This window comes from Sulfitobacter sp., from assembly GCF_036961165.1.
Lineage (GTDB): Bacteria > Pseudomonadota > Alphaproteobacteria > Rhodobacterales > Rhodobacteraceae > Sulfitobacter.
On sequence record NZ_JBALVJ010000018.1, the window covers coordinates 1 to 15034 of the forward strand.

The following is a 15034-nucleotide window of genomic DNA, read 5'->3' on the forward strand; positions in this document are numbered from 1 at the left end:
AGATGCATCTTAGCCAAGCCGCAAAACTGTCCTAAAAAGCAGGACCACTTCAGACCTCGGAGAGAACCATGACCCCGGACGGACATATCGCAACCCCGCTTGACAAGGCCGCAATCAGAGAACAGTATTTTGAATACTCTTGCCCAACAGCTTCCTTTCCGAAGTTTTGACAAGAGCGCTCACGACGCAGAAACCATATTGGCTTGTTGACGCATTTACGAAGGCCCAATCCGCAAGAAATCTAAAAAAGGCTCATGCGCGGCTTTCACCACCCAGAGAGCTTGTCCGAATCGCACGAAAACAGGCCATTATTATAGTTCAAAAACAAAAGGTTGCCGAAAATAAATTCGTTAACCTTTGTTGTTAATGTCCTACAAGTGGGAATGCGTCACGCTTGGCGTGACGGTTTTTCTATCGCAAACGAGGGAAGACCGCTTATTCCAGTGCTTCCATCACCTCGTCAGAGGCTTCGAAATTCGCAGTGACGCGCTGTACATCGTCATCGTCTTCCAGCGCATCAATCAGCTTCATCAGCTTTTGCATACCCTCAAGATCCATCTCGGTGGTGGTGGTCGGTCGCCAGATCAACTTGGTCGAATCGGATTCGCCCAACTCCGCTTCCAGCGCGGTGGACACCTCGTTCAGATCAGTGTCCGCGCAATAGATCACATGCCCGTCCTCGGACGAGTCGACGTCTTCCGCCCCCGCTTCGATCGCTGCCATCATCACAGTGTCCGCGTCGCCAACTTCCAGCGGATAGGTCACTTCGCCTTTGCGGTCGAACATGAAGCCAACGCTGCCGGTTTCCCCTAGGTTGCCGCCGTTCTTGGTGAACGTAGATCGCACGGTAGAAGCGGTGCGGTTGCGGTTGTCGGTCATCGTCTCCACGATCACGGCAACACCGTTCGGGCCATAACCCTCATAGCGGATTTCTTCATATTCTTCCGCGTCGCCACCGACGGCTTTCTTGATCGCGCGGTCGATGTTGTCTTTCGGCATCGAGGCCTGCTTTGCTTCTTTCACCGCAAGGCGCAGGCGCGGGTTCTTGTCAGGATCGGGGTCGCCCATCTTGGCGGCCACCGTGATCTCCTTGGAGAATTTCGAGAACATTTTCGAGCGCAACTTGTCCTGACGCCCCTTGCGGTGCTGGATGTTTGCCCATTTGGAATGGCCTGCCATGGATTATCTCCGTCTGAGGAATTCTATTTGGCGCGCTTATACGGCAGCACCCCTAGGCGGGGCAAGGCTCCCATCCGCGGGATTTGCGGGCCTTTTCGGCTCGGCAGATCATTTGCAGTGAGCGCCCTGCACTTCGGGTTGCTGTGCCCACATGCCGCCAAAGGCCGTCAGCGTGCAACAGCCCCCCTGCGCACCAGTTCTATCTCGTTGCTCCTACGTCGTTGGCTTCAAGCTCTTATTACTCTTGTCCTTGTCTGCGACGTGCAACATTGTGCCGCAATGACACAAGATCAAATCATCCTCTTCGCGCTCTTCGGAGCAGTCTTTGGCCTCCTGCTTTGGGGCCGTTTCCGTTACGATATCGTTGCCTTCTCGGCGCTGATGGCAGGAGTGGTGCTGGGGGTGGTCGATAGCAAAGACGCCTTTGACGGCTTTGGCCATCCGGCGACACTGGTGGTCGCGTTGGTGCTGGTGGTGTCTGCCGGACTGGTCCGCTCGGGAGCGGTGCTTTTGATCACGCGGACGTTGGTGGATGCCTCACGCTCGCTTGGGGCGCACATTACGCTGATGGGGGCTGTGGGCGGGATACTGTCAGCGTTCATGAATAACGTGGCCGCGCTAGCGCTGCTGATGCCCGTAGATATCCAGACCGCACGCAAAGCCGGCCGTGCGCCGGGTCTGTCGCTGATGCCACTCAGCTTTGCGACAATTCTGGGCGGAATGGTCACATTGATCGGCACACCGCCCAATATCATCATCGCCGCCATCCGCGAAGAAAGCCTTGGCGCGCCGTTCAAGATGTTCGACTTCGCCCCTGTGGGCGGGATTGCCGCCATTGCGGGTCTGACTTTTGTCGCGCTTGTGGGCTGGCGCCTGATCCCCGCGCGCGAAGACAGCAGCATCAGCGCCGAAGACCTTTCCGCCTATATCGCCGAGCTTGTCGTGCCGGAAGGCAACAAACACATCGGCAAGCGACTGTCAGAGCTTGAAGAAACTGCGGCCAAGACCGACGTAACCATCATCGGCCTGATGCGCGGCGGCAAACGCCGATATGGACGGGCCCAAAGCGCGGAACTGCAGGCCGGCGATGCACTGGTGCTAGAGGCCACACCTGATGCCTTGGACGAATTCCGCTCGACCCTTGATCTGGCGGTGGCGGACAGCGCGCGCGAAGAGCGTCTGCGCGCCGACGGCGAGGGTGTCGAGATCATCGAGGTTGTTGTCACCGCGGAGAGCCGCGTATCAGGTCGCACCGCAAAGGCAGTTGGTCTGGCTTGGCGGCAGCGCACCGTGCTGTTGGGCATCTCCCGTCGCGGCCGCAAGATCACCTCGCATCTGCGCGATACACAGCTTGAGACCGGCGATATCTTGTTGCTTTTGGTCCCGCGCGATACGGTAAGTGATGTGACCGAATGGCTGGGCGTTCTGCCCTTGGCTAACCGCGGTCTTGCAGTGACTGAAAACAGCAAGGTCTGGCTCGCTATCGGCTTGTTTGCGGGCGCGGTCACTGCGGCCTCCCTCGGGCTGATCTATCTGCCGATAGCGCTTGGGATGGTTGTGATTGCCTATGTTCTCGCCAAAATTGTGCCCCTGTCCGAGCTTTATACCCACATCGAGTGGCCGGTTATTGTGCTGTTGGGCTCCATGATCCCGTTGGGTGCCGCGCTGGAGAAATCCGGCGGCACCCAACTGATTGCGGGGTCGCTGGTCAGCCTTACGGAAGGAATGCCTGCATGGGCCGTTCTGACGGTTCTGATGGTGGTGACGATGACCTTGTCGGACGTGCTCAACAACACCGCCACGACGATTGTCGCAGCACCAGTGGGCATCCAGATGGCGCAGACCCTCGGCGTTAATCCGGATCCTTTTTTGATGGCTGTCGCGATTGCCGCGTCGTCGGCGTTCCTCACCCCGATTGGTCATAAGAACAACACGCTGATCCTTGGCCCCGGTGGCTATAGCTTTGGCGACTACTGGCGTATTGGCCTGCCACTGGAAGTGATCGTGATCGCCGTGTCTATCCCTGCCATTCAGGTCTTCTGGCCCCTTTAGGCGATGCCGCCGCCGGTTCAGAACCGGCGGCGCTAGTCGTAGCTTGGCTCACCAGATCAAGGGGATCACAGCACTTGCGATCAACGACATCGACAGGTTCAGCGGAATACCCACGCGCATAAAGTCCGTGAACTTGTAACCGCCCGGTCCGTAGACCAATGTGTTGGTCTGATAGCCAATGGGCGTGGCAAATGCACATGACGCCGCAATCATCACTGCAACCACCAGCGCGCGGGCGTCCATGCCCAGCGCATCACCAAGAGAGATGGCAATCGGCGTCATGATAACTGCCACCGCGTTGTTCGACACGATCTCGGTCAAGATGGTGGTCATCAGGAACACGCAGAAGATCACCACAGCCGGAGGCAGGTTCCCCAACGCGGGGGAAACGGCATCCACAATAAGCTCCACAGCGCCTGTATGTTGCAGGGCGGCCCCCACACAAAGCATCGAAAAGATCAGGGCCAGCAAGCGACCGTCGATAAATGAAAAAGCCTCATCCGCGTCGATACAGCCGGTGACCAGCACCACCGCGACGGCAATCACTGCCAGCATCAGGATCGGAGCAACGTTCAGCGCGGCCAGAATAACAATAGCGGCCAATGCGCCAACCGCGATTGGCGCGTGGCCTCGGCGGTAGGCACGTTGCGATGGCGTGCTGACGTCAACCATATCCATATCAGCGGCCAGTCTCTGGATATCTTCGCCTGCCCCTTCCAGCAGCAGCGTATCGCCCACGCGCACAACCAGATCATCAAGCTGTCGACCGATGTTCTGGTTCCGTCGGTGCACCGCCAGCGGATAAACCCCGTAGCGCCGCCGCAAACGCAGCGCGCCTAGCGAGCGGCCGATCATCTTGCAACCGGGCGTGATGAGCACCTCAACCGTGGTCGTCTCAACGGCGGAAACCTGATCAACGCGCTTGAGCTCAGGCGTGGCCTGAAGGCTCAGCAGTTCCGACATCTGTGTGCGCAAAACCACACGGTCACCAGTTTGCAGCAAGACATCCTTGAGGTTGCGCCGCAGCGAAGCATCGCCGCGCACCACGTCAATCAGACGCACGCCGTCACGCTTGAATAGCTTCACGTCCAGCACCTCGCGGCCAATAAGGTTGCTTTCCGGCGGGATGACCGCCTCGGAGAAGAACTTCATCTTGGAGCGATCACTGAGCATGCCAGCGAGGCTGTCCCGCTCTGGCAACAGGCGGCGCCCGATGGTCCCCATATAGATCAGGCCCCACGCGCAAACCACGAGACCGATGGGCAGGATTTCAAAGATGCCGAACGGCTCCATCCCTTGTGCACGTGCCACGCCGTCAACCAGCAGGTTGGTTGAGGTACCGATGAGGGTAAGCGAGCCGCCCATGATCGCGGCGTAGCTCAGCGGGATCAGCAGCTTTGAGGCTTTGGTGCCCAGCGTCTTACTCAGCTGCACCACGACCGGGATCATCACCACCACAACAGGCGTGTTATTCATAATGGCTGATGCGCCCATGACAGACAGGATCACGCCCACAACGGCAGTTTTCGGATGTGTGCGCGCGTAGCGCTCGGCCAATCGAGTCAACACTTCTAGCGAGCCAGTGCGCACCAGCGCCCCCATCACGATAAACATCGCCGCAATCGTCCAGGGGGCAGAGTTGGACAGCACCGCTTGCGCGTCGTCATAAGGTAAAAGCCCCAGCGCAAGCAGCGCGGCCGCCCCCGCTAACGCGACAACTTCGGTCGGCAACGTTTCACGTAGAAAAAGTATGAACATCACCACAACAACAGAGATTGAGATGATCGCCTGAGAGAATTGAGAAAGTTCAAACATGTGCATTGGACTACTTCTGGGTTTCTATCATTTGTCGTCGATCGTGCCGTGCGCGGCAAGCACGGCCTTTGGTCGTGGTTGCACCAAATACATCCCCGCGAACATAGTCGCCAGAGAAACAAATATGAGAAGGGAAAACGCTTCGTTCAGAATGAGCCATGCCCAGAAGAGGCCAAAACCTGTGACCATGTAGCTCACTTGAACCGCAAAGACAGCGCCTGCCCGTCCGACAAGCCAGACGTAGCTGGCATAAACCATCACATGAATCACCGAAGACGCCACCAGTGCCGTCTGTGCCGCAGGCATCGGCCAAAGCGGTACTATGGTCTGGCCGGACACCAGCATCAGCGGCGTAATAACAAAAAGCCCCACAAGCGCCGCGCCCAGCATCAACTGAAACGGGTCTAGCCCTGCGACACCCCACCGCGCGACGTAGTTACCCTCAAACGCATAAAACAGTGCGACCAGCAGATAGATACCGGCCCAACCCACCGGCACAGGCTCCCCCATATCGACCGAAGGGAGAAGAATAATCAACACGCCGACAAGCCCAAAGGCCAGCCCGCCCAACCGCCGCATTGCAAAGCGCTCGGTGCGCAACAGCAGCGCGATGACAAATGCAAACATCGGAATGATGCTGAGCAGCAAAGACATGATGCCCGCAGGCAAAAATACCGCCGCCTGATAGGAAATCGTGTTTGGCAGCACTGTTCCGATCATGGCGATGACCACATAGGCCCGCAGCGCGGTTGCATGGAGCGGCAACTTGGTGCGGCGCAGCACGCAGATGACCATCATCAACGCCGCGCCTAACACCTGTTGCCAGAACACGAGCCCAAAATAGCCGTATTCCGTGCTTACCGCGATCTTCGTCAGGGGCTGCGTAGCCCCCCACCCCGCGCCCATCAAAACCAGAAAAACGCTGAACCACAGCTCGTCGCGGCGGCTAAGCCCGCCATGGTCCGGCGTGTCCTTCACGGGGCGCTCTGTTGCAATTTCCCGCCCTGCCGCACTGGTACCACCCGCGTGGCGCGGCCGGTCTTGTCGTCGGTCTCAATGTAGACCCCTGATAGGGTTGCCTCGCCATTGGCGGGGGAAAACCGCTCTTTCGGCATGCCTGTGATAAAGCGTCGCAAAGGCTCGGTTTTTTCCATACCGATAACAGAATGGTAGTCGCCACACATTCCCGCATCAGACAGATAGGCCGTGCCACCCGGCAGGATCATCGCATCAGAGGTCGGTACGTGGGTATGGGTACCCACCACCAGTGAAGCGCGGCCATCACACCAATGACCCGTGGCCATCTTCTCAGACGTCGCCTCGCAATGAATGTCCACGATAATGGCATTGGCCATTCCGCCCAGAGGGTGGGTTTTAAACACTGTATCCAACGCCGAGAAAGGATCGTCATACGGGCGTTTCATAAACACCTGACCCAAGGCCTGCGTGACCAACACCTGCTTGCCCGTGCGGGTCTTGAATAGACGCGCGCCCTTGCCCGGTGCGTTTTTCGAGAAGTTGAGCGGCCGGATGATACGCGGTTCCTGCTCGATGAAGGCCAGCATGTCCTTTTGGTCAAAGGAATGATCTCCCAACGTCAGACAATCGGCGCCTGCGTCAAGCAGATCTTTGGCGTGAGCCCCCGAAAGCCCCATACCGGATGTGGCGTTCTCACCATTCACCACAATGAAATCGAGTTTCCATTCGCTGCGCAAACGGGCCAGATTATCGGTGATGGCGCTGCGCCCAGCGCGGCCCATCACATCACCAAGAAAGAGTATTTTCATAAGTTCAGCGTTACGGCTCTGCGCCGTGCTCTGCAAGAGGCAAGGATAACGACGCGACACAGTGTTGTTGTTACGCGACCGTATTTTTCCCGAACTTTTGGATGCGTCAGGCTATCTCGATCACGCCGGCCTCGGTGACGACCATATCAAGCGGCTGGTCTGTCGGCTCCAGCGGAATATCGTCACTCTCCTGTCCAGCAAAGGCAAAACCGATGACAAGTGTTGCCCGCCGCGCACGCAGCATCTCTAAGGTGCGGTCATAAAATCCGCCACCATAGCCCAAGCGCCCTCCCTGTCGGTTAAAGGCCAGCAACGGAACGATAAGGATTTCGGGCTCAAAATATTCAATGATGGCAGGGATATAGGCGCCTAATGGCCCTGCAACCATTTCTGCATCAGGGGTCCAGCGCGCGAATTTAAGCGGTTGGGCCGCCCGTTGGATAACCGGCACGCCAACATCGCCATAGGCTGCGGCTTCCGCCATAGCGGCGCGGGGGTCAATTTCGGTCCGGATGGGCATGAAGCCCGATACGGCAACGCCGCGATATCCTGCAAGAAACTCGCTCAGATAGCCGGCCTGTGCCGCGTTTGCCTGATCAAAAAGCGGTTTGCGTCGCGCAAACGCTGTTTGGCGTGCTGCGTCTTTTGTCGCAGCCATAGTCACAGCAGCACCGCTGCTGCAAGTCCAAGAAAGGCGAAGAAGCCGACAACGTCCGTCACAGTCGTCACAAACGCACCCGAAGCCAGCGCAGGGTCGACCCCAGCCCGTTCCAGCAGGATCGGGATGCCAGTGCCTGCCAGCCCCGCGACCACCATGTTAATTACCATCGCAGTGGCAATCACATAGCCCAGCGCCGGTGAGCCAAACCAGATCACGCCAACAACACCCATCACGACCGCAAATATCGAGCCGTTGATTAAACCCACCAGACATTCACGCCGGATAACCCGCCAGACGTTTGAGCCGGTGAGGTCTTTTGTCGCCAGCGCGCGCACGGCCACCGTCAGGCTTTGCGTGCCTGCGTTTCCACCCATGGAGGCCACAATCGGCATTAATACCGCCAAGGCCACAATCTGCGCCAGCGCCACTTCGAACTGTGAAATCACCATAGAGGCGGCAATAGCCGTGACAAGGTTCACGGCCAGCCAAGGCAGGCGCTGCTTGGTCGTCTCGATCACGCGGTCAGACAGAGAGCCGTCCCCCACACCCGCAAGGCGCAGGATGTCTTCTTCATGTTCCTCGTCCAATACGGCCATCGCATCATCGATGGTAATCACGCCGATCAAGCGGCCATCTTCATCCACAACGGGCGCGGAGATCAGGTGGTACTGGTTGAACGCATAAGCCACATCGCCTTCTGCGCGCAGCGCCGGAATGATCTGGAAAGTCTCTTCCATCAGCGCTTTTAGCGGCGTCTCGCGCTTGGAGCGCATCAGCTTGCCAAGCGTCACATTGCCTACGGGGTGCAAACGCGGGTCGACGATGATGACGTGGTAGAACTGGTCCGGCAACTCATCTTCGGGGGTGGCGCGCAGATGATCGATTGCAGCTCCCACGGTCCAGTGCTCTGGCGCCATCACAACTTCACGCTGCATCAGACGGCCGGCAGAATACTCCGGATAGGCCAGCGCCTGCTCGACGGCGGCGCGGTCCACATCATCAAGCGCGTCCATGATCGTAGCTTGCTGGGCGTCTTCAAGATCCTCGATAATGTCAACAACATCATCGCTGTCCAACTCACGCATGGCTTCTTGCAGCACCTGCGGCGTTAGTAAGGAAATGACTTCGTCACGGATCGATTCATCGAGTTCCGACAGGATGTCCCCGTCGAATTCCAGATCATAAAGCCGGATCAGTCGCGCCCGCTCGAACGAGCTGATTTGCTCAAGAAGGTCGGCGATGTCAGCCGGGTGCAACGGCTCCATCAGTTCGATCAGCTTTTCGCGGTCGTCAATTTCTACCGCATAAAGAATCGCGGAGACATCGCGCTTACCCAGCACATAGGCTTCGGGTTCATTTTCTTCAGGGTGATTTTCTGCCTGTTGCTCGTGGTCCGACATGCGAATTCCCCCCTGCGTGTGCGGCAACATAAGCAGGCGTAGCAAAGACCACAATGGCGCGCGTGCGCCATATTACACTTGGGCAAGCACACCTGCCCATTGCCTGAGCAGATTAAACAGGTACAACGCGAAACATGACTGAAAAGCTCCTCCTCACTGGCCAAATCCTCACCTTTCAGGGTGATCCTTTTCACGCACCGTGGGAGGATTGTGTACAGATCAACTCCGCAGGAGCAGTGCTGCTGGACGGGGCGAAAATTGCCGCCGTTGGTGATGCCGGTACCTTGAAGGCCGCGCATCCGCAGGCGCGCGTCATCTCATACGGTAGTGATCTGATTTGTCCGGGTTTTGTGGATGCGCATGTGCATTACCCGCAGACCGCCATGATCGCGAGCTGGGGCAAGCGGCTCATTGACTGGCTCAATACCTATACCTTCCCCGAAGAGGCGCGGTTTGCCGATCTGGCCTATGCCGAAGCGATTGCAGCACGCTATCTGGATCTTACAGCCGCCAATGGCACCACCACTGTCGCGTCATACGCCACCATCCACCCGCATAGCGCCGAAGCGCTATTTCGCGCTGCCGAAGCGCGCGGGCAGGCTGTGGTCACTGGCAAGACTTGCATGGACCGGAACGCGCCCGATGATCTGCGCGACACAGCTGAGTCGGCCTATGACGACAGCAAGGCGCTGATTGAACGCTGGCAGGGCAAGGGCCGCGCACAATACGCCATCACGCCGCGCTTTTCGCCCACCTCCACGCCCGAGCAGCTTTCGGCGCTTGGCGCGCTTTGGGCCGAGCACCCCGAGTGTTTGATGCAAACCCATCTGAGCGAGCAAACGGACGAGATTGAATGGGTGCGCAGCCTGTACCCAGACGCGCGTGACTACCTCGACACGTATGAGGCGCATGGCCTTTTGGGGGAGCGCGGGCTTTACGGCCATTCGATCCACCTGACCCCGCGAGAGGTGGACCGACTAGCCGAGGTGCAAGGCCGTGTGATCCACTGCCCCACATCGAACGCTTTTATCGGGTCTGGCGCGCTGGATTTGCCTGCACTGGCCGCACGCGGCATCCCGCTGGGGCTGGCCACTGATACCGGTGGTGGGTCATCTTTTTCGATGCTGCGCACCATGGCGGCAGCCTACGAGGCCGCTCAGCACCACGGACATGCGCTGCATGCGGCCCAATTGATGTGGCTGGCGACAGCGGGGTCAGCCAATGCCCTGCATCTGGGGAATGAAATCGGCACCCTGACCGCTGGGCACTACGCCGATCTTGTGGTGCTGAACCTACGATCAACCGCAGCAATTGATCAGCGCGCCAACCGTTCAGGCTCGGTCTGGGAAGATGTTTTTGCCACGATCATGCTGGGTGATGACCGCGCGGTGCGGGCCACGTGGATCGCAGGAGCTGCCGTCCAAGGCTAAAGCGCAGCGCCAAGATTGAGCTTTTAGTACAGTCAGCAGCGGCTGGCCCCAAGGACCATCACGCGAAAACCATTCACATTGGCCAGACCGAATTCCTTGACCTTTTTGTTCGTCAGGTTGCGATAGTGCCCCGGAGACTGACGCCAGTTTTCGATCGCGCGCGCCTCGGTGCGGTATCCGCGGCTGACATTTTCAGCAAGACTGCACCATTTATATCCCACACGCGCAACACGGACGCGCAAATCAGAGCCATCGCTGCTTGTGTGGCTCATGAAACGGTTCGAAGCCATGTCACGGGCATGGGCCAAAGCAGCTGCATCGAGCTTTGCGCTGCGCCGCACTTTGTGGAGGTTGGCCCGCGCGCGGATTGCGTTGATCTGCGCGCTGGCAGATCGCGCGCCAGTCGAAACGCTTGCGTTTTCAATCTTGGCTTGCTGTGCCTGCGGTGCAGGGCTTGTGATTGCGAATGTCGCGAGTGACACGACAAGGCAGGTACCTAAAATACGTTGTCTCATATTTACTCCTGTAGTGCGGTTGCCATCTCCCTTTGTCTGCTCACGAGTTCAGGCATATTTATGGTTTTAATTTGTCCATTTCGGACTACTGCGCGACCTTCAACATATAAATCACGGACCGTGGTCGGACCGGCAAGAAGTAGCGCAGACAGGTCCCATGATCCCGCCGACTTCACGCCCGACATGTCCCAAATGGCGATATCTGCCCTCTTGCCAATCGCCAATCGCCCGCAATCAGGCCGCCCCAGCACATCCGCTCCACCACGTGTGGCGATCTCCAACGCTTCGCGCGCGCTCATGGCATCAGCTCCGAGCGAGACGCGCTGTAGCAGCATCGCCTGCCGCGCTTCGGCCACCAAATTGCCTGCATCGTTGCTGGCTGACCCATCAACGCCGATACCCACCGGCACGCCCGCGTCGCGCATGGCACGTAGCGGCGCGATACCACTGCCCAAACGGCAATTGGAGCATGGACAATGGGCGACTCCCGTTCCTGTGCTGGCAAACAGAGCAATCTCGGAAGGGTCGAGCTTCACGCAATGCGCGTGCCAAACATCCGGCCCGACCCAACCGAGGCTTTCGGCATATTGTCCGGGCCTGCAGCCGAATTTCTCCAGCGAATAGGCGATATCTTCATCATTCTCGGCCAAATGGGTATGCAGCATCACACCTTTATCCCGCGCCAGGATCGCGGCGTTGCGCATCAGGTCCGTGCTGACGGAGAAGGGCGAACAAGGCGCAATCCCGACGCGGCACATCGAGCCTTCATCGGGGTCGTGGAAGGCGTCAATCACGCGGATGCAATCGGCCAGAATGGCCTCTTCGTTCTCCACAAGCGCATCAGGCGGCAAGCCTCCACTACTTTCGCCGATGCTCATCGCGCCGCGTGTTGGGTGAAACCGCAAACCGATTTCTGCGGCGGCATGGATGGTATCCTCCAGCCGCGATCCGTTGGGATAAAGGTACAGGTGATCAGAACTGAGCGTGCAGCCTGACAGCGCAAGCTCGGCCAACCCGACCTGCGCAGAGACAAACATATGATCCGGCGTAAACCGCTGCCAGATTGGGTAGAGCGTGCGCAACCATCCGAATAATAGTGCGTCCTGTCCGCCCGGTACGGCGCGCGTGAGGCTTTGGTAGAGATGGTGATGGGTGTTGACCAATCCGGGCGTCACCAGACAGCCCGACACATCCACGACCTCGGCCCCGTCCGGTACCGCCAGTGCAGGACCGATGGCCGCAATCACACCGTCGGACAACAGAATATCTTCGCCCGCCAATTCGCGACGCGTATCGTCCATTGTGAGGATCGTGCCTGCTCCACTCAGGACTGTCACGCTCATGTTTCGAGCGATTTCTGCAAAAGCACCAGTGCTTCGCTATGAATCTCGGTGTTGGCGGCAGCAATCACACGGCCGCCGTTGTGGGCGGGTCCGCCCTCCCAATCGGTAACGATCCCACCTGCGGCCTGAATCAGCGCCAGCGGACCCTGAATGTCGTAAGAGTTCAGCCCCGCTTCAATCACCAGATCGACCTGACCGGATGCGACCAGCGCGTAAGCGTAGCAATCCATCCCGTAACGGGTCAATTGAGCCCGATCGGCCACGGCGCGAAACGCAGCCCCCTCCTGCGCGCTGCCGACTTCGGGGAAGGTGGTAAAGACAATCGCTTCGGACAATGGCCGCGGTGCACGGGTATGTAGGCTGCGACGGTTTTCACCGTGGATCAGCGTGGCGCCCTCCGGCGTCCCGATAAACCGCTCTCCCGTATAAGGTTGATCCACGATGCCAATGGACGGGCCTTCATCGTCGCCCACCGCAATCAGCACACCCCATGTAGGTGTGCCGGAAATAAATCCCCGTGTCCCATCGATAGGATCAAGAACCCATGTCAGCCCGCTTGTGCCAGCTGTACTGCCAAGCTCTTCGCCCAATATTGCGTCCTGAGGACGGTGCTGCACCAGTATATCGCGCATCGCCACCTCAGCGGCGCGGTCGGCAACCGTAACAGGATCAAACCCACCCGGAAGCTTATTATCCGCCCCCAGATCACTGCTGCGAAAATAGGGCAGGATAACCGCACGGGCAGCATCAGCCATCAAGTGCGCCACACGGCAAAGCTCTTGGCTCAATTCGGTATCAATTTTCATATAGGACAAGTCTCACTCACGTCAGTGTCACGCAAGGCGCGGACACTTTAAACGGCCTTTCGACTCGGAATTGAGGAATTCAAGCCACATCACCCAGCACACGCGCCAGTTCTAACAGGCGGCGGCGTTGGTTTTTGGGAATGGCATAGTAGGACCGCACCAGCTCCACCGCTTCCTTGTCCTCCAACAGATCATGCGGCACAGCGCATTGATGACTTGGAGAAGGTGCTTCGACGTCGGGGACCCCTTCGAAGAAGGCAGAGACAGGAATTCCCAGCGCGGCTGCAATATCCCAAAGCCGCGAGGCGCTGACCCGATTTGCGCCCGTTTCGTACTTCTGGATTTGCTGGAACTTGATACCGACGAGTTCGGCCAATTGCTGCTGCGTCATACCAATCAACCAGCGCCGTTGTCGGATTTTTTTGCCTACGTGAGTGTCTACGATATGAGCCATGTCGATAGCCTGCTTTCTTACTCTGCGCCAAAACCAGCGTCTGTCATTTCTTCGGCTGGCAGAGCGAAAAAGGTACAAACGTCTATATTCCTTGTCATATAGCATACCCAATCAATGCTGCCCTGCAAAGAACCTGTGTGGTGGCGCGCAGTAATGCGCGCAAAAGGACTATACCTGCCGGTTTCCCGCACACTCATGCACACCTCTGACGGGCAAAACGGCCTTGGAGGGGCAATGATCAAAACAAATAATTTCAATACTTTAGAAACAAGCGCCTTCTAGACAAGGCCGCACTAAGAATGGGTGGCGAAAGCTGGGGCACTTCTGTGCATGCGATGCCCCGGGCTCCGCTCATTTACTGGCAAGCCTGGCCATCAGAAGGGAAATCAGTTGCTCTAGCGGTTCCGACAAGGCGCCTTCGGACTTGTAGAGGTTGATCATCTGGGCAGGCAATTCGGGCAATGCGCCGCCATGGTCGATTCGGACCAGCTGCTGCGCCTCGGTCCCCTCAATAGCTGTATGCACCGCCAGATCGGCACTGACTGTGGCATGGATTGCACTGTCATTGTCGGTCTCGACCAGCATCTGCCAAGGAATATCAGCAGCATCAAGCGCCGCCACGACCTGTGGGCGAAACGTACACAGCCGACCGAAGGCAATGTTCAGCGGTCTTTGGCGCCATGCCGCCCCACCCGCAGCGCCGATCCAATGCATGGGCCTTTCCGCCAGAGTAATCCCACCGTTGCCGACAGACGTTTCTGTAGTGAGGATGACATCGCATTCCCCCTTAGAAAACATCTCTTTCAGAGTGTGTGTGTGACAGGATTCCAGCACAATACGGATCGCGGGAAAGAGGCTGTTGAATTGTTTAAGGACCTGCGGAATCGCCGGATAGACGATGTCATGTGGTACGCCGAGCCTCAGGGTCCCAGCATATTTCTGCGCAGTCAGACGCAGCACTGCTTCGTCGTTCATCGCAACCATGCGGCGCGCATAGCCCAGCAACTGGTCGCCGCTGGCAGTGAAAGCGATGGTGCGACCGCTCCGATCCAGCAGTTGCACGTCGAGCAGCTCCTCCAGCCGTTTAAGCTGCATGGACACTGCGGATTGCGTCAGATGCAAAAAACCGGCCGCCCGCGTAACGCCGCCTGCATCGGCAACGGCCACCAAGGACCGTAGGGTCGCTATATCAAGATTACGCATACATCACAGATTCAAATGGGCCGCATCAAAAACATTCGTTTTAATGATGCAACAGCATCCCCCATATATCAAGTATCGAAACGAATTCGAGCAAACACATCACAGATACTGGAGTTTCCCCATGCGTATTTTCCTTCCTACTCTATTCCTTCAGCCCTCCTCCGCGCGGTGCGCCACCTCACGCCCCTCCTTGCTTAATCTTCTGGCAATCTGGCGGAGCCGGAGGGCGCTAGCTTCGCTTTCCGAAAACCAGTTGCAAGACATAGGGATAAGCCGCCCTGAGGCCCGCACAGAGGCCGCACGGCCAATCTGGGACGCCCCGACATCATGGACCTGCTAACCAAGTTCAGAATCCTGAGCAAAAAACCTTGAAAAGAGGCGGCCAGCAC

Annotated in this window: 14 protein-coding genes; 3 read left to right on the forward strand and 11 right to left on the reverse strand. The window is 58.0% G+C overall.

Annotated elements, in window-relative coordinates; translation table 11 throughout:
* Positions 1–435: 435 nt before the first annotated feature.
* Positions 436–1179 (reverse strand): YebC/PmpR family DNA-binding transcriptional regulator, encoded by a 744-nt coding sequence (locus tag V7730_RS09995; RefSeq protein ID WP_335747455.1) that lies wholly within the window; start codon positions 1177–1179, stop codon positions 436–438.
* A gap of 279 nt (positions 1180–1458) precedes the next feature.
* Here V7730_RS09995 and V7730_RS10000 point away from each other — a divergent pair, with 279 nt between their 5' ends.
* Positions 1459–3231: an SLC13 family permease gene (locus tag V7730_RS10000; RefSeq protein WP_335747456.1), complete on the forward strand. Its 1773-nt coding sequence runs from the start codon at positions 1459–1461 to the stop codon at positions 3229–3231.
* 48 nt (positions 3232–3279) lie between these two features.
* Here V7730_RS10000 and V7730_RS10005 read toward each other — a convergent pair whose 3' ends face one another.
* From V7730_RS10005 to mgtE, 5 genes are all read right to left on the reverse strand, one after another.
* On the reverse strand, positions 3280–5052 hold the full coding sequence (locus tag V7730_RS10005; RefSeq protein WP_335747457.1) for an SLC13 family permease: 1773 nt from the start codon (positions 5050–5052) through the stop codon (positions 3280–3282).
* A gap of 21 nt (positions 5053–5073) precedes the next feature.
* Positions 5074–6024 (reverse strand): DMT family transporter, encoded by a 951-nt coding sequence (locus V7730_RS10010; protein ID WP_335747458.1) that lies wholly within the window; start codon positions 6022–6024, stop codon positions 5074–5076.
* Entirely contained in the window at positions 6021–6833 is an 813-nt protein-coding gene (locus V7730_RS10015; protein WP_335747459.1) for a TIGR00282 family metallophosphoesterase, read from the reverse strand. The genes V7730_RS10010 and V7730_RS10015 overlap by 4 nt, the downstream gene beginning before the upstream one ends.
* Positions 6834–6939: 106 nt before the next feature.
* Complete coding sequence (locus V7730_RS10020; RefSeq protein ID WP_335747460.1) at positions 6940–7491, reverse strand: 5-formyltetrahydrofolate cyclo-ligase; 552 nt, start codon at positions 7489–7491, stop codon at positions 6940–6942.
* 2 nt (positions 7492–7493) lie between these two features.
* Positions 7494–8894, reverse strand: coding sequence for a magnesium transporter (mgtE, locus tag V7730_RS10025; RefSeq protein WP_335747461.1), 1401 nt, complete (start codon positions 8892–8894; stop codon positions 7494–7496).
* A 134-nt stretch (positions 8895–9028) separates the two neighbouring features.
* Between mgtE and guaD the strand changes: the two genes are divergently transcribed.
* Positions 9029–10324 (forward strand): guanine deaminase, encoded by a 1296-nt coding sequence (guaD, locus tag V7730_RS10030; protein ID WP_335747462.1) that lies wholly within the window; start codon positions 9029–9031, stop codon positions 10322–10324.
* A 32-nt stretch (positions 10325–10356) separates the two neighbouring features.
* On the opposite strand, the gene V7730_RS10035 is transcribed toward guaD, so the two are convergent.
* The 5 genes from V7730_RS10035 to V7730_RS10055 form a co-directional block, all read right to left on the reverse strand.
* Positions 10357–10839 (reverse strand): CAP domain-containing protein, encoded by a 483-nt coding sequence (locus tag V7730_RS10035; RefSeq protein ID WP_335747463.1) that lies wholly within the window; start codon positions 10837–10839, stop codon positions 10357–10359.
* A 2-nt stretch (positions 10840–10841) separates the two neighbouring features.
* Complete coding sequence (locus V7730_RS10040; RefSeq protein ID WP_335747464.1) at positions 10842–12182, reverse strand: 8-oxoguanine deaminase; 1341 nt, start codon at positions 12180–12182, stop codon at positions 10842–10844.
* Entirely contained in the window at positions 12179–12988 is an 810-nt protein-coding gene (hisN, locus tag V7730_RS10045; RefSeq protein ID WP_335747507.1) for a histidinol-phosphatase, read from the reverse strand. Before hisN ends, V7730_RS10040 begins: the two co-directional genes overlap by 4 nt.
* Positions 12989–13067: 79 nt before the next feature.
* Positions 13068–13442, reverse strand: coding sequence for a helix-turn-helix domain-containing protein (locus V7730_RS10050; RefSeq protein WP_335747465.1), 375 nt, complete (start codon positions 13440–13442; stop codon positions 13068–13070).
* 351 nt (positions 13443–13793) lie between these two features.
* Complete coding sequence (locus V7730_RS10055) at positions 13794–14645, reverse strand: LysR family transcriptional regulator (RefSeq protein ID WP_335747466.1); 852 nt, start codon at positions 14643–14645, stop codon at positions 13794–13796.
* Between the two features lie 121 nt (positions 14646–14766).
* Here V7730_RS10055 and V7730_RS10060 point away from each other — a divergent pair, with 121 nt between their 5' ends.
* Positions 14767–14985, forward strand: a complete 219-nt coding sequence (locus V7730_RS10060; protein ID WP_335747467.1) for a DUF1127 domain-containing protein — start codon at positions 14767–14769, stop codon at positions 14983–14985.
* Positions 14986–15034: the final 49 nt, after the last annotated feature.